We start from the raw sequence: 22,463 nt of genomic DNA on the forward strand, positions 1-22,463 counted from the left end.
GCATGCTGAAGATGCCGACTATCTATATCGCCGGAGACTCTACCGCCGCCCAGAAGGGCGGCGGGGAATGGCCAATGGCCGGATGGGGCGAGTACCTGCAGCAGTATGTCAGCCGGAAGGTGCAGATTGAGAACCGGGCCATCAACGGACGGAGCACACGCTCCTTCCTGGCAGAGGGCAGACTGGCAGACATGGAGCGGGATTTCCTCCCCGGAGACTTTCTCCTGATCCAGTTCGGCCATAATGACCAGAAGCTGGAGGACCCTCTCCGTTACACGGAGCCGCATACCGAATACCGCCGGAATCTGAAGATATTCATTGATTCCGCCCGCAGCCGGGGCAGCTTCCCTGTACTGCTGACTTCCGTGAGCCGCCGCCGCTTCACTACGGACGGGGAACCAGACCCGCAGGCTGTCGGACTCTATCCGCAGGTTATGCGGGAGGTTGCAGGGGAGACCGGAACACCTCTGCTTGATATTTTTGCCGCCTCCCAGCAGCTCTACCGCAGACTGGGAGTGGAAGCATCGGCCGGGCTGTTCATGCACCTGCCGCCGGGCGCACGCCCCAACTACCCGGACGGCATTACCGATGACACGCATTTCTGCAGCTCCGGGGCGCAGCAGATCGCAGCGCTGGTAGCCGAAGCGCTCGCACAGTGCGCGGAGCTGAAGCTGCTGCATCCGTATCTGCGTGCGGGTGTAGCTGGGGGTCGGCAGGCGAGGTAGCCGAAACGCTAGCGCAGTCCGCGAAGCTGAAACTACTGCACCCGTATCTGCGGGTGTAGCTGTGGGAAGCAGACAAGTGTGTAGTTTGGATTAGGTTATGCATGAGCCTGTGGAGCATTGCAAACATAGCGCACATTATTCGCCATCCTTACATGTTGCTTCAATCCTCAGACAGTATGATCGGGCCGCCTGTGACCACTTTTGGACATAGGCGGCCTTTTTAGTGGCGCTCCATGCGAACTCTTATATCTGAATACAAAGGAGTCTAACCCTATGACCGTTCCATTTCACCTGGGCGTCCGTGCCCATGACTTCAAGCGTTGTCCGCTGCCGCAATTAATAGATAAGCTGAAGGAGCATGGCTTCCCGGCGATTCAGTTAGCGCTGCATAAGTCTTTTCCGGAGAGTGTGGCTGAGCTTGGCGCACTAAGTCCGGGTGCTGCTGCGTACTATGGCGATGCCTTCAGACAAGCAGGTATCAAGATTGCTGTCCTTGGCTGTTATGTGAACATTATTGATGCTGACCCTGCCAAGCGCGCGCAGGCGCTGAGCGACTTCAACACTCATCTGCGGCTGGCCCGAGACTTCGGCGCGAGTCTGGTCGGTACGGAGACCGGCAGTGTAAGTCAGGGGTATACACCGGATAACTTCACGGAGGAGGCTTTTGAACAAGTGGTTGACTCCGTCAGTGCCATGGTTGCTGAGGCCCAACGGTTCGGAGTAACTGTGGGCATCGAGGCAGGCGTCAACCACCCGCTCTACACGGTTCCGTTAGCCCGGCGTCTGCTGGATACCGTGGCGTCCAATAACCTGCAAATTATACTGGATGCCGCGAATCTGATGACCCCGGAGAATTACCTTCAGCAGGAGCAGATTGTGGCAGAAGCGCTGGAGCTCCTCGGAGACCGGATCGCGGTTCTGCATCTGAAGGATTTCACAGTCAAGAACGGCACCATCGACATCGTTCCTGCCGGACAAGGGATGCTGAACTTCGCCCCGCTGCTCCGCTACATGAAATATAAGCGCCCGCATATCCAGGGCCTGCTGGAGAGCACTCCAGAGGAACATCTCAAGGCCAGCGCGCAATTCCTGCGGAGAATTTATAACGAGGTTTAACAAAAGTACTCTGCAGATGGATGTTGGGTACTTGATGAGGGTAATCTTGCACAAACTGCAGCTTCTCCCCCAACATATACACTTATAACTAGAATTGTTGTACAAAAGGCAGGAATCCTCCTCTAACTAAGCATCCTGGCCTGCACATTCCTGCATTTCCTGCAACAATCCTCTGGCAAGCCCCGGTTTCGGGGTAGCCAAGTTGCATAACTTGCAACATTTGAGTTATTTGAGGGTATTTGCTCTAAACGAGCGCTCCACTAAGCAGCGCGCTTAAACAGCGCGCTCTAGGTATAGCAATAAGACCGCCCATAGTTAACCGGGCGGTCCGTTGCTTGGTGCCGCTATTCCCCGGCCTCGGGGGAAATCACACCTTTTTTGAGTATAATATTCCCGTAGAGCGCCTCTTCCCCTGTAATTAGAATGGCGTAGCTGTGCTTGGAGCGGTCATAGAAGTCGAAACGCTCTTCATACTCCACCTGCACCGCAGGATCATGCCGGGTGAGAATCTCCTTGTACGTGTCCCATATCACAGGGACTGTGGGGTCTCCCTCCACTACAGCCATGAAGGCCGCCTGAGCCGGAGCATAATGATCCAGCGGTAGCAGCTCCAGGATGGCGTCAAGCAGCCGGGGGATACCGATCCCGTCAGCCCGCAGCACCCGGGAATGCAGCGCATGTCCCGGATAATTGGCATCCGCCAGCACCAGCTCATCCCCGTGGCCCATCTCCATCAGGGTGCGGACGAGCTCGGGGGAGAGCAGTTTAGGTATTTTTTTGAGCATAATTATATCTCCTCTCGGCTTCATTACATCCCGTAAAATGATCTCAGCGCCACCAGCTCCTCAATCCGGTGCGGCGGCAGCTCACGCTCTCCCCCGATCATGCGGGTCAGGAAGGTCAGCTTCGCCGTATACTCAAGCCGCTCCATGTTCATATAAGCAGCCATTACATCCTTGCCCCAGGTCAGGGCCCCGTGGCTCTCCAGCAGCACTGCGGTCTTCTTGCCCAGGAAGGGAGTCAGCGAATCCGGGATCTCTTCGGTCGAAGGCGTCCCGTATACCGCCAGTGGAATGTCCCCCATGGCAATGACGGATTCCGGCATCATCATTTTGTCCAGAGCTTCACCCTTGATGGCAAAAGCGGTAGCATACGGCGGATGCGCATGAACCACCCCGCCCATCTCCGGCAGCTCGTTGTAGATCTTCAGGTGCATCTTCACTTCCGTGGACGGCCGGTAGCCCTCCGCTGCATCCAGGATCTCTCCCTGCAGATTGACTTTGACCAGCATATGCGGCTGCAGATAGCCTTTGCTGACTCCTGTGGGCGAAGTAATGACCTCCGTGGCCGACAGGCGGGCGGAGATATTGCCGTCATTGGCCGCGATGAAATCCTTGTTGAACAGATTCCGGCCGATATCGCAGATTAGACGCCGTAGTTCTTCTTCATGATTATTCATAATTGCCCCCTTGATTGCTGCTTGATTGCTGTATGATTGCTGTATGAAGCTTGTCAGTTCTGATGTATTAAAGACGGCTGATACCGGAGCGTTGAGCAGGACCGGGCTGCCACCCTGCGGACCTCTGCGGGATCGACAGCACCGAGCGCCGTCAATTGCACCAAAAGGTTACCGATCGCGCTCGCTTCTACCGGTCCGGCAATAACCTCTTTGCCGGTGGCATCCGCCGTCAGCTGGCACAGCAGCTTGTTCTGAATGCCGCCGCCGACCATGTGAATGCAGCGCACCGGATGGCCGGTTAGCGCCTCCAGCTCTCGGATCGTATCCGCGTACGACCGGGCCAAGCTCTCCAGAATCGAGCGGATGATCTCCGCCCGGGTCTGCGGCACCGGCTGCCCGGTGCGGATGCAGTAGGATTCAATCCGCAGCGGCATATCGCCCGGTGTGCTGAAGAGCGGATCATTCGGGTCCAGCATGGCGATGCACGCCTTGGACCGGTCCAGCTGCCCGGCCAGCTCGGCGGCTTCCTGATGGCTGAGCCGTTCCCCCGCTTCAGCCCAGCACCGCTGGGTCTCCTGGAGCAGCCAGAGGCCGGTGATATTCTTCAGCAGCCGGTTGGTGCCGCCGAAGCCGCTCTCGTTAGTGAAGCCGCTGGCCCGGGCGGCATCGCTTAATATGGGCTCCGCCGTCTCCAGGCCGACCAGCGACCAGGTTCCGCAGCTGATGAATGCAGCGGACGGCAGCGTGGGGCTGAGTCCGGCGGGCCGGTCAGGTCCGGCGGAGCTTGGATCTGGGGAGCTAAGATCGGCGTTGCTAGGATCAGCGCTGCCAGGGCCGACACAGCTAGCATCGGTGCAGTTAGAGTCGAATCCGCCGTAAGGAATGGACGCCACGGCGGAAGCCGTATCATGCGAGGCTCCAGCGATGATCTGGAGCGGGCCGCTGCCCAGCTCTTCCTGGAGTGCGGGCCGGAGCTCCCCCAGCACCGTGCCTGCCGGAACCAGCCGGGGCACAAGCGTCACCGGCAGCCCCAGCCTGCGCAGCACTTCGGCTGCAGGCGCTGTGGACTGCGGATTCAGCAGGCCGCTGGTGCTCCAGATGGTCTGCTCGGCCACGGCCACACCGCTGAGCATATAATTGAACAGATCCGGCATCAGCAGCAGCTGTCTGGCGGTTGTCCGCAGCTCCGGCTTCGCCATAAGATCGGCAAACAATTGATACACCGTATTAATCGGGCTGGACTGGTTGCCCGTCAGCTTGAATTGCTCTGCCGGAGGCAGCGCAGCCTCTAGTACTGAAGCGAAGTCCGCCGCCCGCTGATCCCTGTAATGATGCGGAGCGTCCAGCAGCCCGCCCTGCTCATCCAGCAGGCCGTAGTCGACTCCCCAGGTATCCACGCTCAGAGAGCGCAGAGGGCCATACTTTGCCGCAGCCGCTGCAATCCCTTGCTTGAGCTCCTCAAGCAGCCGCTGCACATCCCAGTGCAAATGTCCGTTGACCTCTACCGGTCCGTTAGGGAAGCGGTGAATCTCCTCCACCGTCACCTTTCCGTCCCTGTAGCTTCCCAGCATCACTCTGCCGGAGCTGGCTCCCAGGTCGATGGCCAGCAGCCGGATTCCTTGGTTACCGGTTACCTCCATAACTTGCGTCTTCGCCTCTGTCATCTTCCCACCTCTTCACGTGGAGGATTAGTAGAGCGGGCCAAAGTTGCGGCAGGCTCTGTAATCGGCACTCTCCAGATTCTCTGTGCCGAACAGCGACCAGACGCGCGGGCGGAAAATCCGCGTTTCTTCCACGTTATGCATACTGACCGGAATCCGCAGGATCGAGGCCAGCGTAATGAGCTCTGCGCCAATATGTCCGTAGCTGATCGCCCCGTGATTGGCACCCCAATTGTTCATCACATCGTAGACAGACTGGAACGAGCCCTTGCCGGTCAGCTTCGGAGCGAACCAAGTTGTCGGCCAGGTAGGGTCTGTGCGCTGGTCGAGCGTTTCATGAACCTCTCCCGGCAGCTCAACAGTATAGCCCTCTACCAGCTGGAGCACAGGTCCCAGACCCTTGACCAGATTGAGCCGGGCCATGGTGACCGGCATGCCGCCCCGGGTCAGGTAGTCCGTGGAGAAGCCGCCTCCCCGGAAATATTCCTGGGAAGCCGGGCGGAACTGGGTCTGTGCGATACAGGCAGCTGCCTCTTCATCCGTGATGTCCCAGAACGGCTTGATCGCCGGCTTGCCGTCAATGCTCTGCTCGCCGGTGCCGTCCAGCGCTGCCGAGCCCGAATTAATCAGATGCAGCAGACCGCCTGCCGCCGCTCCCGCAAGGTCATACCCGGTCACTCGCTTCACGGCAGCCGGACTCCAGAAGGTGCGCACATCGGCAAAGATCTGCGCCGTATTCGTCAGCAGATAATTGAACAGCATCGTTACCCCGTTCAGGCTGTCATTCTCGGTGGCGACGATATAAGGTGCCCGTCTGCCGTTCCAGTCGAACGAGGAGTTCAGAATCGTCTCCATGAAGTCGCCGTTCGGGAAATGGTCGGTCCATTGCCGCTGGCCCTGGAAGCCGCCCAGCAGGGCATTGTGACCACCCGCTTCTTCTTCGAAGCCAAGCTTTGCAAGCTGCGGATTGCCGGTCATGAGATCACGGGCAATCAGCGTCATTTTGACAACCGTCTCCCACTGCTCTTCCTTAACCTCTTCACTGAGCTGCAGATGCTGCGGGTTATTATCCGCCCCCACACGGCAGTTGTCCTTCACCCAGGCCAGCGCCCGCGCGAACTCCTCGGGATCATAGATCCCTTCCTCAAATCTGCGTACAAATTCAGACATATCGATATATTCATTGCGCATGCCGAGATATTCCTGGAAGAACTGCTCGTTGACGATGGAACCGGCAATCCCCATAGACACGGAGCCCATCGACAGATAGGACTTCCCCTTCATCAGAGCAGCAGCCAGCGCGGACTTCGCGAATTGCAGCAGCTTCACCTGAACATCCGCCGGGATCTCCTCGCTGCTGGATTCCTGGACATCCTCTCCGTAGATGCCGAAGGCCGGAATGCCTTTTTGCGCATAAGCAGACAGAACTGCCGCCAGATATACCGCCCCGGGGCGCTCCGTTCCGTTGAAACCCCATACCGCATGCGGAATTGTCGCATCCATGTCCATCGTTTCCGATCCATAGCACCAGCACGGGGTGACTGTAATGGATACGCCTACACCTGCACCCGCGAACTTCTGCGCCGCCGCAGCAGCCTCCTTCACGCCGCCAATCGTAGAATCGGCAATGATACACTCCACCTGTGAACCATCCGGATACCTTACATTCTCCTGCAAAAATGCCGCCACGCGCTGCGCCATGCCCATCGTCTGCGCCTCCAGCGATTCGCGCACCCCGCGTCTTCTGCCGTCAATTGTCGGCCGGATTCCAATCTTCGGATATTTTGCTGTCACTGCTGTTCCTCCCCGGATCATTAGTTAATGGTATGAGAACATTACACTGGAGCTATAGCTCCGATTAGTAAGCGCTACCAAATACAGCCTCTGCGGTCTGCACCCTCTTGTCTTTCGCCGCAGGCTTTCCATTTCCTCTACATCATAGAATCACTCACCTGCAAAGTCAACACTATTCCACACATTAATTTTGGTTGTTATGTGGTTTTGTGTGATATAATGACGTTAAACTGTGGAATCCTCTGTGATTGCGGGATTTATGTTAGGCAGCAGATTATAGTAAACTGTATACAACTACATAACGTAAGGGTGGGCATAATATGAAGGCTTTTGAACGGCGGGATCTGGTCATTAATGAGCTCTACAGGCATAAGAAGGTTCACGTTGCGGATCTGGCGCAGAAATTCGGTGTATCGGAGGAGACGATCCGGCGCGATCTCGACCGGCTGGACAAGGAGGGCATTGCCAAGAAGAATTACGGCGGGGCGATTCTGAACGTCCACACCAACGAGGACCCTTCCTACTCGCACAGGCATCAGGTCAACATTGAAGCGAAGCGGATGATTGCGGCAAGGTTGCTGGAGCTGATTAATGACGGGGACAGTGTGATGACGGACACCAGCACAACGGCTTTTGAAGGCTTGCGGAGAATCGTCGAGGACAAAAAAAATCTGACCATCATCACCAATTCCCTGGCGGTATTGTCAGAATTCCAGCATTCCGGGCAAAAGCTCATCTCCACGGGGGGCCTGCTCGGGCCGGAGACCAGCTCTTTCGTAGGGCCTACGGCCTCGCAGACCATCCTGAAATATAATGTGGATGTGGCTATTTTCAGCTGCAAGGCACTCTCCATGAACGGCGGACTCTGTGATTCCAACGAGGCGGAGACCGAGCTTAAGGTGCTGATGCAGCAGCAGGCGAGCAAGGTGGTCCTGCTGGCTGACCATTCCAAGTTCGACCGGATCGCCTTCATCCGGCTGTTCAGCTTCGACAAGGTCGATTATATCGTCACCGATCAGCGGCCGTCTGAGGAATGGATGGAGTTCCTTGCCAAGTATCAGATCTCCCTGCTCTATCCTGCGGATTCACAATAAGTCTTAATGCTCACGCTTAAAAGCCTGCGCCGACACGTACACGAACCGTTCCGCTCTGGCCATCATATGGAACTTCTGCTCCGGGAAGTGGCGGTACAGGTAATCCACGAAATAGCCCGGATTCTCGGTGTTGCCGGCGAACAGGTCATAATGCAGCGGAACCACGGTCTCAAAGCCTGAGGTTGCCGCAAATTCCGCCGCTTCCCGGTAATTCATATTGCCGACGATATTGCGGCTTCCCCGGTAATAGTCGCGTCCGTTAATCGGCAGCAGCGCCAGATCGATCTTGCGGCTACCTACCTCCTCAATCAGCTCAGGGAACAGCACGGTGTCCCCGGCATGATAGAGCGTCACCCCGTTCAGCTCCAGAATGTAGCCGACATACTTGGGATTGCCCTGTTCATCGCAGTCCAGCTGTTCGTGCGCCGCTGCAACGGGAATGACCTTCAGCCCGCTTGCAGGCTCTGCTTCACCGGGAGGCAAGGCAGCGGTCAGCTGCTCCTTGCCGATGCCCAGCTCCTGCAGACGCTCCAGGCAGACCGCCGGAGCCATGAACTGCGCCTGCGGATTCAGCCCGGCAAGCACGGGCAGGGCCTCCTCATCCAGATGATCCGAATGGTCGTGGGTAATCAGGCAGACCTCCATATTCTTAATATCTGCCGGTGCAACCGGCGGCGGGAAGCTGCGGTCCGGATTCGGTGATACATACGGGTCAATATATACGGTTACATCTGCGCCCTTGACAATAACGCTGGCTTGTCCGAGAAACCAGACCGCCAGGCAGCCGTAAGGCACCTCTGTGCTGCGGATTTCTTCGATTAATTCTGGTCCTGCTAATGGCATAGCGGGTTGCTCCCTTCCTCTTCTATCGCTCATTCATCATAGCTGGCTGTTTCATCCCTGTTTAGTTTATACCCGCGAGAAGACAAATGGAAGCGCTTGTGATAATCCCTGCTTGTTACCAATGCCATTTCATGGGTACAATTATTAGATAGTCTACTTCTATAATGGACAGATAAAGGACAGGTGAAATGAATGCAGAATTACGGATTCGCAAGAGTCGCCGCCGCTTCCCCGGAACTCCGGGTGGCCGACTGCGTATTCAATGCAGACCAGATAATTGAAGCCATCAATACAGCCAGCACCCAGGAGGTGGAGTACCTGGTACTCCCGGAGCTGTGCATCACCGGCTACAGCTGTGCGGACCTGTTCCTCCAGCCCCGGCTGCTGGAATCCGCGATGCAGGCGCTGCTGCGGATTACAGCCGCAACGGCAGAGCACCGGATGATTGTCATTGCCGGTCTGCCGGTCTCCATCAAGAGCAGGCTGTTTAACTGTGCCGCTGTCCTCCAGCAGGGCCGGATTCTCGGGATTGTGGTCAAGACCTGCATTCCCGGCTACAGCGAATTCTATGAGCCGCGCTGGTTCGCCGGAGCCGAGGAGCTGGAGGTGACCGAGCTGCGGATCGGCGGATCGGCGGTGCCGGTGGGCAATGATCTGATTTTTGCCTGTGAGAGTGACGGGAACCTGTCGTTCGGTGTGGAGATCTGCGAGGATCTCTGGGTGCCGGTGCCGCCAAGCAGCCTGCTGGCCCAGGCCGGGGCCACGCTGCTGTTCAACCCGTCGGCCAGCAACGAGCTGGTCGGCAAGGCTGATTACCGCCGCCAGCTGGTCGGCAGTCAGTCTGCCTCCTGTGTGGCCGGTTATGTCTATGCCAGCTGTAATACCGGCGAGTCGACAACAGACGTTGTCTTCGGCGGACATTCGCTGATCGCGGAGAACGGCCAGCTGCTGGCCGAATCGGAACGCTTCACCCACGAGAGCCGGATGATTACCGCCGACATTGACCTGCCGCGGATGCAGTATTCCCGCACCGTGATGGGAACGTTCCGGGCCGGCAAGGGCGGACGCAATTACCGCGAGATTCTCTACGCTGCGCCGCTCAGCAGCAGCACCCGGCGGGAGCTGAAACGAAGCGTAGGCGTCAACCCGTTCGTGCCGGGCAATCCGCTCCAGCGGGACGAACGCTGCCAGGAGATTCTCTCGATCCAGACCTCCGGTCTGATGAAGCGCATCCGCCACATCGGCACCAAGCAGGCTGTGATCGGCATCTCCGGCGGCCTCGACTCTACGCTTGCGCTGCTGGTTGCCGTGCGGGCTATGGAGCTGCTCGGGCGTCCGGCCAGTGATGTGCTGGCGGTCACAATGCCGGGCTTCGGCACGACCAGCCGCACGTACGACAACGCGGTAGGCTTGATCAAGGCACTCGGCGCCTCGATGAAGGTCGTTGACATCAAGGCGGCCTGCCTCCAGCATTTCGCGGACATCGGCCACGACCCCGAGGTGCATGACCTGACATACGAGAACGTACAAGCCCGCGAGCGTACCCAGATTCTGATGGACCTCGCCAACAAGAACGGCGGGATTGTCATCGGCACGGGCGACCTGTCCGAGCTGGCGCTGGGCTGGTGTACCTATAACGGCGACCATATGTCGATGTACAGCGTGAATTCGGGCATTCCGAAGACGCTGATCCAGTATGTTGTCGCCTGGTATGCAGACCACGAAGCACACGAGACGGTGAGCAAGTATCTCTACAGCATTATCGAGACCGGAATCAGCCCGGAGCTGCTGCCACCTTCGGCAACCGGAGAGATTGTCCAGCTGACCGAGAATATTCTGGGCCCTTACATTGTGCATGACTTCTTCCTGTATTACATGCTGCGTACAGGCGCTTCTCCCGGCAAAATGCTCTATCTCGCCCAGCACGCCTTCGGCGAAGCCTATCCTAAGGAGCAGCTAACCGCCTGGCTGAAGGTGTTCGTCACCCGCTTCTTCACCCAGCAGTTCAAGCGCTCCTGCCTGCCGGACGGACCGAAGGTCGGTACGGTCAGCCTCTCGCCGCGCGGCGACTGGCGCATGCCAAGCGATGCTTCCGCCGCGCTCTGGCTGCAGGAAATCGAAGAACTGTAGCTCCTGGCCGCAGCAGCATGGCCTAAGGCAAAGAGGCGTCCCCCATCATCGCAGGATGATCAGGGACGCCTCTTTTGTCAGCAATCTGCTTCACTCGTACCGATTATCAAGAATCAAGACTTCATCGCTGCCGAACGGAGTCTGAATCGTTACCGTCTCTCCCGGGCACGCCAGAATCAGCCCTCTGCCCATGGGCGACCAGAGTGAGATGCAGAATTCATCCAGCTCGGCTTCACCGGGGATGACAATCCGGTACGGCTCATCAAGCGTCTCCTGGCCGATCCGCAGCGACACCCGGGACCCGACCAGCACCATAGAACGCTCTAGCGCATCGTTGTCACCGGACAGAATCCGCTCCACCGTCTCCTGATAACGCTTGATCATCGCCTGTACCTCTGCCCGCTCAGCCGGGGACTCCCATGTTCCCCTGTCCAGAATGGAGAATTTATGCTCATCGAGATAGACCAGCTGCTGCACCAGCTCCTCGCGTAAGGAAACTGTTCTGAGACTATGGCTCATAGTAGATTTCACCTACCTTCTTCATCAGGTCATGCTCGAAAATACGCTTGTTCCTGCTCATAGCCCTCAGTCCTCCCATATAAGAAAATAGATCCCGCGCAGGGACCTATTCTCTATGATAGCATCTTTCCCGGGAAAGACAATCTCATGTGCAGGGGATGGCGCGCTCCGGTTCAACGCTTCACAGAATCGGCAGATTTCCCGGACGTTCCGGCAACGGCCCGGCTGTACATATTCAGGTCCTGCAGCTTGATCAGCACCTTGCCGAACCGTCCGCCTTGGCGGACAACGACTTGCTGCTGCGGGTATGCCGTGTGCAGATAATCCGTAACTGCCTTGCGGGTAGCCTCTCCCCCATCCAGATGATGCAGCGGCAGCATCTCCATCACCTCTGCGGCTGCTGCCTCCAGTGATAGCTCCTTGCTTTTCGCTTCGCGGGTAATGATCGTCTCATAGGAATAGCCCTTCAAATATAATAATTGAGTCAGATAAGCCATATCCGAGGACTCTGCATGAACCTCCCGGCCCGTCAGCAGCGGCAATACTTCATTCATCAGGCTATGCTCCTGCACACCTGCCGAGGTGCTGATATAACAGTATTTCCGGGCACAGCTGATCACCTTCTCCGTGCTCTCCCAGTCGAAGACCGCAGGACACATGGACACGAAGACCAGATCGAAGGCATTCAGCCAGCCCCGCGCGGCAATGTCGATATTCTCGAATGCTTCATGCACCAGCTCCACCTGTCCCGTAGCCGCTCCGGCCGTGTTCTTCAGGAACAGCTCCGCCAAGGGAACATTAGGCTCTACTGCTGTAACCTTGGCCCCCCGCTCGATAAAAGGAACCGTGAACCCGCCCGAAGCCGCCCCCACATCGAGAACAGTCAACCCGTTAAAATCCACACCCTGGCCTTCCATCCAGCCGATAATCCGCTCACTCCGGTCCCGCCCGGCACTGCTGAATACCTCTTCATTGAACACCTGCGCTTTATGATCGAAGCTCGTGTGCGGGTTCATGCCCATCGCCTTGAACTTGTTGGCCATTGCCTTGGGATCTTCCTTCCAGGCCTTCTCCCATACGCTTGCATCGAATAATCCGTTATTCATTACTAATTCATCCTCTCCTGAGTGTCTTGATTGTCTTAACTGCAATACAATTACACAGACTTAAAAGATTTTGAATATCTATAATACCCGCTAAGTTGCAACGGCTATACCGCCCCTGAAGGGACGGTATCCGTTGCAGCGGGAAATAGCAGCACACAGTTTGACGCAGCAAGATGCCATAGCTTAATGCATGGACAGCATTTTCCCGGCAAGCTCGGACATCATTTTGTTACGCAAATAGTCTTCCATCTGCCCTTCGGCCTTGACCATCTCCTGCTGAATCAGACACTCGCTGGGATGGTCCAGGGCGCAGTCAAACAGCGACGCTGTGCCTTCAATGGCATGGATGATATCCAGGAACGAGATTTCGTTCCCCTTGCGCCGCAGACGATACCCGCCATTCGCACCGGATGCAGACTCGATAAGCCCGGCCTTGACCAGCTTGGTCAGAATCTTGGATAAATACGTTGGCGATACATTCTGCCGCTCGGCAAGCTGCTGCACGCCCATCGGCTTATCGGGAGTGTGCGCCACCAGGAACAGCATCGTGTGCAGGGCGTAGTTCGTTGCTTTGGAGTACTTCATGTCTTATTCCACCTTACCTATGGACTATGTCCGCAATTACAGACTTCATTTGTCTATGATAGCCCTTATGCAGGGAGATTGCAAGCACCGGGAGGGGGGATGGGGAAAGATAACAAGTGGGTACGGATTTGTTGTCCTTTAGACAGCCCGCTTACGTCCGCCTCGGCGCATTGTGTTCGGTTTTTCGCCTACATCCAGCCCACGCGCCGCAAAAAAAAACAGAGCCCCGTACTCCCGAGGGCTCTGCATCGCAGCATTATCAATGGCTGAAATAGCCCGTCTACACGCCACTTACTTCCGCAAAGGGTACTGGAATCTGTATTCCCCCGAGCCAAGTGTAACCTTCACCACCTGTGCCAGCTGCTCAGCGGAATGAATGCCTGGGACCTGCTCAAGCGGCTGCCCGGCCGCCATTCCTGTCTCCGACACTTCGGCCAGCAAGGCGTCCGGCAACAGCACCGTAGCTGAGGTATTCGGGGGAATCACGGCGATCAGCCCGATTGTCCCGGAATCTATCGTCCATTCGGAGCGGATCGTCCCGTACATGGATTCCAGACTGGCGGCAGCCGAGGTCAGTCCGCCTCCCGGATGCGGCTGGATCAGGAACTGCTTATAGCCCGGCCCTTCCTCTGTCTGCTCGATCCCGGCCACATGGCGGTACAGGAAATCCCCTACCGCCCCGTAAGCATAGTGATTGAAGGAATTCATCTCCTTGCTCCAGAAGCTGCCATCCTCCTTAATCCCGTCCCAGTGCTCCCAGATCGTAGTTGCGCCTTGTGTAATCTGATACAGCCAGGATGGATAGTCCATCTGGAGCAGCAGCTTGTAGGCAGCCTCGTAATGTCCCGCATCCGCCAGCACCAGATTTAAGTATGGTGTGCCGACGAAGCCTGTCGTAAGGTGATACCCGCTCGCTTCCAGCAGCTGGACAAGTCTCGCAACCGTGCGGTCCTTTGCACTTCCTTCCACCAGTCCGAACATTAGCGCCAGCACACAGGCTGTTTGGGTAGCTGGACCTTCCTCCCCCGCTGGTATGATATACGCTTGGTTGAACGCATCCTTGACCCGGCTATGAAGCTGCGAGTATTCCTCTACATCTTCTGCCCGGCCCAGCACCTTCGCCGTCTTCTCCATCAGCTGGACCGAATAGGCATAGAAGGCTGTTGCGATATAATTTCTGTCCGTAGCACCCACATGACTGTCCGGCTTGGAATCCAGCCCCAGCCAGTCACCGAAATGGTTGCCGGTATTCCACAGGAACTCCTCCGTCCCCTGGCGGCGGATATACTCCACCCAGCCCTGCATGCTGCTGTACTGCTGCTCCAGAATCCGCTTATCCCCATAACACTGGTAGATCGTCCACGGACAGATTACCGCCGCATCGCCCCAGGCCGCAGAGGAATGCGAATTCTCATCCAGCACATGCGGAATCACGTACGGGACACCGCCGTCCTCCCGCTGATCCGCAGACAGGTCTTTGAGCCATTTGCTGAAAAAGGGCGCCACATTCATCAGATACGCCGAGGTGCGGATGAACATCTGCGCGTCCCCGGTCCACCCTAACCGTTCGTCACGCTGCGGGCAGTCGGTCGGCACATCGACGAAATTGCCCTTTTGCCCCCAGAGAATGTTGTGCTGGAGCTGGTTCAGCAGTGCATTGGAGCAAATGAAGGTGCCAGTCGGCTCCATATCCGAATGCAGCACCACGCCTGTGAAGTCCTGCAGATTCAGCGGGTCCGGGAAGCCGATTAGCTGCACATACCGGAAGCCCTGGAAGGTAAAACGCGGCTGGAAGCTCTCCCTGCCTCCGCCACGGGCGATATAAGTAACGGTCTGCCTGGCCGTCCGGAGGTTGTCGGTATACACATTGCCCCCCTGGTCCAGCACCTCGAAATGCCGCAGCTGATACTCCTGACCCGCCGCGCCATCTACGGTGAACCGCAGCCAGCCGACCATATTCTGGCCCATATCGAGCACCGTCTCCCCTGCCGGGGTGCGGATGAGAGCAACAGGTGCCAATTCCTGGATCGCCCGGACCGGATCATTCTCCTGGGCGAGCAAAATATTCTTGGCATACGGAAGAATCTCCGGCGGTGTCCACAACGTGTCGTCATACCCCGGCAAGCTGAAGCCGTGCTGCGCCAGGCGGGCGTCATAGGTTTCCCCGTGATACAGCTCCGACATCAGCAGCGGGCCGGGCAACACCTTCCACTGCGGGCCGCTCCCTATGATATGCTCCGTGCCGTCCTCATAAGTGAGATGAAGCTGCAACAGCAGCGCTGTGCGGCTGCCATAGATATGCTTCCTGTGCTCCCAGCCGAGATTCCCTTTGTACCAGCCGTTCCCAAGCCAGGCACCAGCCGAATTGTCCCCAAGGGTAAGCAGCGGGGTCACATCATACGTCTGGTATTGCAAGCGATGGCTGTAACTGGTCCAACCAGGATTGAGATAAGTGTCTCCGACCCGCGCTCCGTTCAGCTCCAGCTCATACAGCCCGAGACTGGTCACATAGATCCGGGCCCGGGCGAGCGGCCGGTCCACCTGGAAGTTCCCGCGTAGCAGCGGGCTTTGCTCTGCGTCTTCCGCAAGGCAGGCCAGCGGAGCCGTAATCCATTCAGCGGTCCACTCCTCCGGCGAGAGCAGCCCCATCTCCCACCAGGCTGCTTCGGACCATTCCGTGGGACGATTGTGCTGATCCCATATTTTCACCCGGTAATAATAACGCGTCCTGGACTGCAGCTCCAGCCCCTTCAGCTCGATATGGAGAGATTCACCGGACTCCACTCTGCCCGAATCCCACCATACGCTCCCGAAGTCCGCCGCGCCTGCCACCTGTAATTGATATGCCTGCTGCCTTACATCCCGCTCATCCGCACTCACCTGCCAGCTGATTCTTGGATTACGGATATCCAGCCCCAGCGGATTCTCCTTATACTCCACTCGCGGTTTTTGGATAGCTATCATTGAATACACCTCACCTTTTATAGGATTAATCCTGTATACCTGTATATATGATGCGCTTTCTATTACAATTATAGGATTCCGCTTGGTTTGCATGACCTGCAATATGGACATTTCACCGGGGTAAAAAGGACTTTATGCCATCTGGAGGAGGGAACTGATGGATTCGGCCAACCATACGCTAAAAGGGGAGTATTTCTTCCGGGGCAATCTCCTGTTATATGTGAACCGCGCTACCGAGACCTATGATCTTCCGCTTCACTCCCATGACTTCATGGAGCTGACCTTCGTGGCCGAGGGCAAAGGCTTTCATTATATCGGCCAGAAGGCTCACCCGACCGGCAAGGGCCAGCTGCACTTCATTCCTGTCGGCGTGTCCCATGTCTTCCGTCCGTCTTCACCCAGCTCTCTGCGCGAGCCGCTCGTCGTGTACAATTGTTTGTTTAAGCCGGAGCTGCTGGACCGTCTTGCCTGCGTGATTCAAGACCCGCCGATTGCCTCCTACCTGGAGCAGATCAGAGAACAACGGCTGCCTTCCTTCTCCCTGACGGATCTGAATGGTTCCATAGAGAACCTGTTTCTGGCGCTTCACCGTGAGCTTCACCTGCCGCAGAGCGGCTCGGACAGCTATTTGCTGACCCTGTTCATTCAGCTTCTGATCAGTATCTACAGGCTGGAGCATGATGAGATTCAGTTTCCGTTGGGCAAGCAGACGCAATTTTTGCAGATTCTGAATTATGTCCACCTGAACTATGTGCAGGAGATTACCCTGACGCATCTCTCACGCAGCTTCGACTGGAGTGAACGGCATCTTCAGCGGCTATTCAAGGCGCATACCGGGCAGACCTTCTACCGGTACCTGCAGAACGTCCGGATTCAGAAAAGCTGTCTGCTGCTGGTCCAGCAGCCCAATTCGCCCGTTCACCTCATTGCAGAGCAGGTAGGCTACCGCGATCCGTCAACGTTCAATCTGGTGTTCAAGCGGATTATCGGTACCACACCGGGGATCTACCGGCAAACACCGGGAAGGAAACAGATGGAAGCGGTGAACCCGGAGGAACAACTTTAACGCGGAATCATTGATGTTATCAGGAAATAGTGTTAGGCTATCAACGGTAAACTCCATTCCAGCTACACAGAAAGGTAGTCCTATGATTAAAGTTCAACACCTGTCCTTCTCCTTCCCGCAAAAAGAGCTCTACACTGACATTTCGTTTACGCTCGAAGAGGCGCAGCATTGCGCTTTTATCGGAACCAGCGGCAGCGGAAAAAGCACCCTGATCGATATTCTCATCGACCGGAACAGATATTTGTTCGACGGTACAATAGAGATGGAGCCTGATTGCAGCATCGGGTATGTGAGCCAGTTCGCCAAGCCTGACCAGTCTCTAGACACCACCGTGTTTGAATATATAGCCGGACCTTTCATTAAGCTACAGGAGGAAATACAGCTCATCTGCACTGAGATGGAGACCTCGGCGGATATTGAGCCGCTGCTGGAGAAGTATCAACTGGCTCTGGACGCTTTTGAGGCTTTGGGCGGAGATGATTACGAGAGTCTTATTCATAAAAAGCTGAATCTGGCAGACCTCATGAAGCGCAGGGATCTCAAGGTATCCGAGCTGAGCGGCGGGGAATTCAAGCTTGTTCAGGTAATGAAGGAAATGCTGAACCGCCCCGACTTCCTGATTATGGATGAGCCGGATGTCTTCCTGGACTTCGAGAACCTGAATGCGCTCCGGCAGCTGATTAACGCTCATAAGGGAATTCTGCTGGTGGTTACGCACAACCGTTATCTGCTTAACCATTGTTTTAACAAAATCATTCACCTGGAGAATAAGGAGCTCCAAGAGTTTGACGGCCGCTACCTGGAATACAACCTCTCCCTCCTTCAGACCAAAATAGAGCTGCAGGAGCTGGCCCTCGCTGAACAGGAAGAGATTGAGCGCAACGATGTGATCATCGACAACCTCCGGGCGATCGCCACGTATAATTCAGAAGCCTCCAGAGGGAGAGCGCTGAAAGCGAGAGTGAAGTTCCAGGAAAGACTGGAGGCCCGCAGAATCAAAGCGCCGTTCGTGGACATTAAGCAGCCGCAGATTCATTTGGGGATGGTGCATGAGCCGCAGGACACTGACACTCCTGTAGTGACAGTCCAGGATTACCGGGCGGCCTTCGATGAGCTGCTGCTGGACAAGGTTAGCTTCGAGCTGAATGCTGGTGATAAAGTCGCCCTGATCGGTCCGAACGGTACCGGCAAAACAACCCTGCTGCGCGATATTGCGCGGGGCCAACACGACTCTATAACCCTCAGCCCGGAGGCTGCGGTAGCTTATCTGTCCCAGCTTCAAGGCGAAGTGCTGAACGATTCCAACACCCTGCTGGAAGAATTCATCGAGGCCGGGATGGCTACGTATGATGAGATCCGCTCCCATCTGGCAGGCTACGGCTTTGAAGGCGAGATCGTGAACCAGAGAATAGCAGCCCTGTCCGGCGGCGAAAAGAATTTGTTACAGCTGGCCAAGGTGTCTGCCCTGAAGGCCAATGTCCTGCTGCTAGACGAGCCGACTAGCCATCTGGACACCTACACGCAAATCGCGCTGGACCAAGCCATCCAGGAGTACAAGGGCGCGATTCTCATGATCTCCCATGACTTCTATTCCGTAGTCAACGGGATGGACTATGTGCTGATCATTGACGATAAGACGGTCCGCAAGATGACGATCAAGAAATTCAAGAAGATGATCTATGCCCGGCATTTCGATAAAGATTATCTGGAGCTGGAGCAGAAGAAGAAAGCAGCCGAGACCCGGGTAGAACTGGCGCTGAAGGATAATAATTTTGAGCTTGCCAAGAGTCTGGTAGTCGAGCTGGAAGAACTGATTAAGCTGATGTAAGCAGACAAGAACAGTTATATGTTCAAAAAAAGGCCGCCAATTTCGGCAGGGTGTGTGAAAACTCTCCTGCCGAAATGGCGGCCTTATTGATGTGCATTACCCTGCCTGGACGGGCAGATCAGACGCAAGAATCAGGCAAAAGCCACATGAACCGTATGGATCTCATAAGGCTTGAAATCAAGCCGGATCGCAGGCCCCTCTACTGCCTCAGTATCCAGCGGGCGTTCCATCATATCACACACCTGCCAAGAGGCGGCGGAATAATCGCTGCTGACATTCGCAGTGCAGCGTGTTCCGGTGAACTCATGCAGCCGGACGATACAGCCGCTGCCGTCTTCGGCCAGCTTCACAGCATCGATCGCAATGTTCGGGGCATCGCAGATGATCAGGGATTTGCCGGCTCCGGCAGTGTAGGCTCCTTCGACGGCCAGCAGCGGCTGGTTCAGCGCCCATGCTTCCTGCACCGTGCCCGCAGCCACCCAATCCCCTTCATGCGGAAGCAGCGCATACGTGAAGTTATGCTCGCCCTGATCCGCCAGCCGGTCAGGGCTGGTTGCCGATTTGATCAGCGACAGCCGCATCGTATGATCCTTGATGTCATAGCCGTATTTGCAGTCATTCAGCAGGCTGACCCCGTAGCCCCGCTCCGACAGATCGGCCCACTGATGGCCCACGCTCTCGAACCGCGCGTAATCCCAGCTTGTATTCCAGTGAGTCGGCCGCTTCACATTGCCGAACTGGATATCATAGGTCGCTTCCGTAGCCCTCACGGCAACCGGGAAGGCCGCCTTCAGCAACTGGTGCTGCTCATGCCAGTCTACATAGGTCTCGAAATCAATCCGCGCGCTTCCGGCATAGACCTTGACCTTCTGGACAATGGAGGAATCCATATAACTCCAGGCGAATTCCAGCACCGCCTGGAGCGGGCCGCATTCGGTCAGCTTGACGGAGCGCAGATTGGTGATGACCTGCATTTTCTCCTGGTAGAAGAGGTCGATATCCCACGCATCAAACATCTTCGGCTTATCCTCGAACACTTGGAGTACATTGCCGCATTCGCCCGGTGCCAGCACCTCGCGTGCCGCGCCGCGGTCGAAGATCCGGCTTAGCTGTCCAGATGCATTCCACTCCAGAATATAATAAGGAGTCGTTAGTGTGGAATCCTGCCAGTGGAAAGGAACGGTAGGTTCCGGCTGAGCGGCTTCGGAACCGCCAGGCTCAGCGGCCACAATCACTGCGCTCCCCATTGCCGGGACCGCCGGCGTCTCCACCAGCCACTTCCCGCCGGAGCGCTGTGCAATAAGCCGGTTACCTTCAGCATCTGTCCAGACAGCATTCTCTGCATCATGAGGCACAGTTGCCAGCCGGGGAGCGGTGAAGAATGCGCTGTTAAACAGCGTATATTCTGTCTGCACCGGGGCTTCCGCCGGAGGGAGGTCAGCTTGCGCCGCAAGCGAACCCTCGGCAGACGCAGACGCGGGACCGACAAGCCCCTCCACAGCCGCTGTCCGCGCCGCTAGGCCAAGCTGCTCTGCTTCGGCATATTCCACCCGGGAATCCTGGTACACCTCATGAATGGAGGAGCCGGGAATAATATCGTGGAACTGGTTGCGCAGAATGATCTGCCAGCCTTCCAGGAGCGCGTCCGCAGGATACTGGCCGAATCCGCCGCTCTCCGCCGCCCAGAGCATCTGCAGCCATTCCGCTTCGCGGTATAGCAGCTCCAGCTTGCGGTTCATTTTTTTATTATAGGCCTGGCTGGTATAAGTTCCCCGGTGGTACTCCAGATATAGCTCCCCGTCCCAGGTATGCACATACTCCTCCGTAGCATCTATCGTCTCATGGAGACGCTCGAAGTACTCCGCTGCCCGGCCCGTCTTCACCTGCGGAAGACCCGGCATCGTATCCAGCCGCCGCCGCATCTCCAGCATCTCGCGGTTAACACCGCCGCCCCCGTCCCCGTAACCATAGGACAACAGCAGCTCACGGTTCAGGTTCTTGTCCCGGTACTGTTCCCAGATGCCCTGCACAGAGAAAGGCTCGATCAGGCCGTTATAGGTGTAATACCAGGCCCCCGAATCCGGTCCCTCGGGTGTGGTGATGAAGTGGGTCAGCACCTCACTGCCGTCAATCCCCCTCCACTGGAAGGTATCATGCGGCATCCGGTTGTACTGGCTCCAGCTGATCTTGGTGGTCATGAAGGTATCAATGCCTGACTTGCGCAGAATCTGCGGCAGCGCCCAGCTATACCCGAACACATCCGGCAGCCACAGGTATTTGCAGTCCACCCCGAACTCCTCACGGAAAAACTTTGTCCCGTACAGAATCTGCCGCACCAGCGACTCACCGCTCGTCAGATTGCAGTCCGCTTCCAGCCACATTGCCCCTCCGGCTTCCCAGCGGCCTTCCTCTACACGCTCTTTGATCTCACTGTAAATTTCCGGGTAATCCTGCTTGATATAGGCATAGAGCTGAGGCTGGGTCTGCAAAAAAATGTACTCCGGGAACTCCTTCATCAGCCGCAGTACGGTGGAGAAGGAGCGGGCCGCTTTCTCCCGGGTGTGGGTAAGCCGCCACAGCCAGGCCACATCGATGTGTGTATGGCCGATGGCGGTTACCGTTACGGGATGCTCCTGCTCCAGCCGGGACAGGTCTGCGAGCAGGCTTGACTCGGCCCCCTGAACTGAGGCATAGAACTCCGCGCTTCCGGGTCTGGACCAGTCCAGCTTGTTAAAGGCCTTGTTCAAGGCGGTTAGCAGCTCATGCTTCTGAATCTGGCTGTCTTGTAGCTGCTTGATCGTACCCAGCGCAGCCCGGCCGGTATAATAGAGATTGTCAGTGGACTCATCCAGATAGGCCAGCTCCGCCCGCTTGATCTTGTGCTCCTGCGGGATGAGCTGCCCGTCGCCGTTCAGGCCCGACCATAAGCGGAAGGTGAAATTCAGCTCCCGCCCGGCCGCGCCGTCTTCCAGAAATACCTCCTGATGGTTGGAGTCCACCCCCTGATAAGGCTTCCCGTCCAGGTACAGCAGCGATTCGAACCCGCTGTTATTGCCCCCGCCGGTACGTCCGAAATCGAACAGCCCGACAACACGTTTCCCCCGCCATTCGGCTGGAACGGTTACCTTGCGGTGCAGCCACAGATAAGCATCATAGCCGGTCCAATGCTCCCCTGTCCGCAGCTTCCTGTCACCATCAAGAACAGGCGGATAGGCACCATTAGCCCCCTCCAGATCCTCAGTAACCTGCCACTCCTCAAGCATAATCCCCTCACGGTACCTGTAACTCTCCAGCTCTCTCAACCGCGCCCCAAGCTTCTCTTCTGTCCAGAACATTAACATTCTCCTCTCATGTTATAACACGTGTTATTAAGCAGGCAAAAGTAGTGGGCGGGCTGAGATCAGGTGCACTTATGCTCCTCATTCGCTCACCCAGCCCACTTTCGGCTAATTCAGGGGCACTAATGCTCCTCATTCGCTCTCCCAGCCCACATTCGGCTAATTCAGGGGCACTAATGCTCCTCATTCGCTCTCCCAGCTCACTTTCGACAAATTCAGGGGCACTTGTGCTCCT

At 56.7% G+C, this 22,463-nt stretch carries 16 protein-coding genes; 6 read left to right on the top strand and 10 right to left on the bottom strand.

Annotated elements, in window-relative coordinates; genetic code table 11:
* The first annotated feature begins 11 nt into the window (after positions 1–11).
* A complete protein-coding gene (locus tag NST69_RS20650) occupies positions 12–725 on the top strand; it encodes a rhamnogalacturonan acetylesterase (protein ID WP_051478621.1) in 714 nt (237 codons plus the stop codon).
* Between the two features lie 273 nt (positions 726–998).
* The gene (locus NST69_RS20655) at positions 999–1,841 is read left to right on the top strand and encodes a sugar phosphate isomerase/epimerase (protein ID WP_036731753.1); all 843 of its coding nucleotides are present in this window, start codon (positions 999–1,001) and stop codon (positions 1,839–1,841) included.
* A 344-nt stretch (positions 1,842–2,185) separates the two neighbouring features.
* On the opposite strand, the gene fucU is transcribed toward NST69_RS20655, so the two are convergent.
* Genes fucU through NST69_RS20675 form a run of 4 tightly spaced genes read right to left on the bottom strand, consistent with a single transcriptional unit; the run spans position 2,186 to position 6,755 of the window.
* Complete coding sequence (gene fucU, locus NST69_RS20660; protein ID WP_036698546.1) at positions 2,186–2,626, bottom strand: L-fucose mutarotase; 441 nt, start codon at positions 2,624–2,626, stop codon at positions 2,186–2,188.
* A gap of 23 nt (positions 2,627–2,649) precedes the next feature.
* Entirely contained in the window at positions 2,650–3,300 is a 651-nt protein-coding gene (locus tag NST69_RS20665; RefSeq protein WP_036731751.1) for a class II aldolase/adducin family protein, read from the bottom strand.
* 53 nt (positions 3,301–3,353) lie between these two features.
* Positions 3,354–4,964, bottom strand: a complete 1,611-nt coding sequence (locus NST69_RS20670; protein WP_063830961.1) for a rhamnulokinase family protein — start codon at positions 4,962–4,964, stop codon at positions 3,354–3,356.
* A 24-nt stretch (positions 4,965–4,988) separates the two neighbouring features.
* Positions 4,989–6,755, bottom strand: a complete 1,767-nt coding sequence (locus tag NST69_RS20675) for an L-fucose isomerase (RefSeq protein ID WP_342547001.1) — start codon at positions 6,753–6,755, stop codon at positions 4,989–4,991.
* A 320-nt stretch (positions 6,756–7,075) separates the two neighbouring features.
* Here NST69_RS20675 and NST69_RS20680 point away from each other — a divergent pair, with 320 nt between their 5' ends.
* Entirely contained in the window at positions 7,076–7,849 is a 774-nt protein-coding gene (locus NST69_RS20680; RefSeq protein WP_036731747.1) for a DeoR/GlpR family DNA-binding transcription regulator, read from the top strand.
* Positions 7,850–7,852: 3 nt separating this feature from the next.
* Here the strand turns inward: NST69_RS20680 and NST69_RS20685 are convergent, their stop codons facing one another.
* On the bottom strand, positions 7,853–8,692 hold the full coding sequence (locus NST69_RS20685; protein WP_155991678.1) for an MBL fold metallo-hydrolase: 840 nt from the start codon (positions 8,690–8,692) through the stop codon (positions 7,853–7,855).
* 192 nt (positions 8,693–8,884) lie between these two features.
* Between NST69_RS20685 and NST69_RS20690 the strand changes: the two genes are divergently transcribed.
* Positions 8,885–10,822: an NAD(+) synthase gene (locus NST69_RS20690; RefSeq protein WP_036731742.1), complete on the top strand. Its 1,938-nt coding sequence runs from the start codon at positions 8,885–8,887 to the stop codon at positions 10,820–10,822.
* Between the two features lie 90 nt (positions 10,823–10,912).
* Here the strand turns inward: NST69_RS20690 and NST69_RS20695 are convergent, their stop codons facing one another.
* The 4 genes from NST69_RS20695 to NST69_RS20710 all read right to left on the bottom strand — a co-directional run bounded on the left by NST69_RS20695 (position 10,913) and on the right by NST69_RS20710 (position 15,996).
* Positions 10,913–11,341, bottom strand: coding sequence for a GreA/GreB family elongation factor (locus NST69_RS20695; RefSeq protein WP_036731739.1), 429 nt, complete (start codon positions 11,339–11,341; stop codon positions 10,913–10,915).
* Positions 11,342–11,514: 173 nt separating this feature from the next.
* Positions 11,515–12,447, bottom strand: a complete 933-nt coding sequence (locus NST69_RS20700) for a methyltransferase domain-containing protein (protein ID WP_051478586.1) — start codon at positions 12,445–12,447, stop codon at positions 11,515–11,517.
* Between the two features lie 183 nt (positions 12,448–12,630).
* Complete coding sequence (locus NST69_RS20705) at positions 12,631–13,032, bottom strand: RrF2 family transcriptional regulator (protein ID WP_036731737.1); 402 nt, start codon at positions 13,030–13,032, stop codon at positions 12,631–12,633.
* Between the two features lie 291 nt (positions 13,033–13,323).
* Positions 13,324–15,996 carry a glycoside hydrolase family 78 protein gene (locus NST69_RS20710; RefSeq protein WP_036731735.1) on the bottom strand — a complete coding sequence of 891 codons (2,673 nt, stop codon included), beginning with the start codon at positions 15,994–15,996 and terminating at the stop codon, positions 13,324–13,326.
* Between the two features lie 157 nt (positions 15,997–16,153).
* Between NST69_RS20710 and NST69_RS20715 the strand changes: the two genes are divergently transcribed.
* Positions 16,154–17,062, top strand: coding sequence for an AraC family transcriptional regulator (locus tag NST69_RS20715; RefSeq protein WP_036731732.1), 909 nt, complete (start codon positions 16,154–16,156; stop codon positions 17,060–17,062).
* A gap of 82 nt (positions 17,063–17,144) precedes the next feature.
* Entirely contained in the window at positions 17,145–18,890 is a 1,746-nt protein-coding gene (locus tag NST69_RS20720) for an ATP-binding cassette domain-containing protein (RefSeq protein WP_340951348.1), read from the top strand.
* A 131-nt stretch (positions 18,891–19,021) separates the two neighbouring features.
* On the opposite strand, the gene NST69_RS20725 is transcribed toward NST69_RS20720, so the two are convergent.
* Positions 19,022–22,225: an alpha-mannosidase gene (locus tag NST69_RS20725; RefSeq protein ID WP_342547002.1), complete on the bottom strand. Its 3,204-nt coding sequence runs from the start codon at positions 22,223–22,225 to the stop codon at positions 19,022–19,024.
* Positions 22,226–22,463: the final 238 nt, after the last annotated feature.

The sequence above is a fragment of the Paenibacillus sp. FSL P2-0089 genome (genome assembly GCF_038595095.1).
Lineage (GTDB): Bacteria > Bacillota > Bacilli > Paenibacillales > Paenibacillaceae > Paenibacillus_AQ > Paenibacillus_AQ silagei.

Bases quoted from the DNA above. Each gene is read 5' to 3' on its own strand.
- NST69_RS20710 (WP_036731735.1), bottom strand. From the start codon at position 15,996: ATGATAGCTATCCAAAAACCGCGAGTGGAGTATAAGGAGAATCCGCTG.
- NST69_RS20715 (WP_036731732.1), top strand. From the start codon at position 16,154: ATGGATTCGGCCAACCATACGCTAAAAGGGGAGTATTTCTTCCGGGGC.
- NST69_RS20705 (WP_036731737.1), bottom strand. From the start codon at position 13,032: ATGAAGTACTCCAAAGCAACGAACTACGCCCTGCACACGATGCTGTTC.
- NST69_RS20690 (WP_036731742.1), top strand. From the start codon at position 8,885: ATGCAGAATTACGGATTCGCAAGAGTCGCCGCCGCTTCCCCGGAACTC.
- fucU (WP_036698546.1), bottom strand. From the start codon at position 2,626: ATGCTCAAAAAAATACCTAAACTGCTCTCCCCCGAGCTCGTCCGCACC.
- NST69_RS20685 (WP_155991678.1), bottom strand. From the start codon at position 8,692: ATGCCATTAGCAGGACCAGAATTAATCGAAGAAATCCGCAGCACAGAG.
- NST69_RS20650 (WP_051478621.1), top strand. From the start codon at position 12: ATGCCGACTATCTATATCGCCGGAGACTCTACCGCCGCCCAGAAGGGC.
- NST69_RS20680 (WP_036731747.1), top strand. From the start codon at position 7,076: ATGAAGGCTTTTGAACGGCGGGATCTGGTCATTAATGAGCTCTACAGG.
- NST69_RS20655 (WP_036731753.1), top strand. From the start codon at position 999: ATGACCGTTCCATTTCACCTGGGCGTCCGTGCCCATGACTTCAAGCGT.
- NST69_RS20700 (WP_051478586.1), bottom strand. From the start codon at position 12,447: ATGAATAACGGATTATTCGATGCAAGCGTATGGGAGAAGGCCTGGAAG.
- NST69_RS20670 (WP_063830961.1), bottom strand. From the start codon at position 4,964: ATGACAGAGGCGAAGACGCAAGTTATGGAGGTAACCGGTAACCAAGGA.
- NST69_RS20695 (WP_036731739.1), bottom strand. From the start codon at position 11,341: ATGAGCCATAGTCTCAGAACAGTTTCCTTACGCGAGGAGCTGGTGCAG.
- NST69_RS20665 (WP_036731751.1), bottom strand. From the start codon at position 3,300: ATGAATAATCATGAAGAAGAACTACGGCGTCTAATCTGCGATATCGGC.
- NST69_RS20720 (WP_340951348.1), top strand. From the start codon at position 17,145: ATGATTAAAGTTCAACACCTGTCCTTCTCCTTCCCGCAAAAAGAGCTC.
- NST69_RS20725 (WP_342547002.1), bottom strand. From the start codon at position 22,225: ATGTTCTGGACAGAAGAGAAGCTTGGGGCGCGGTTGAGAGAGCTGGAG.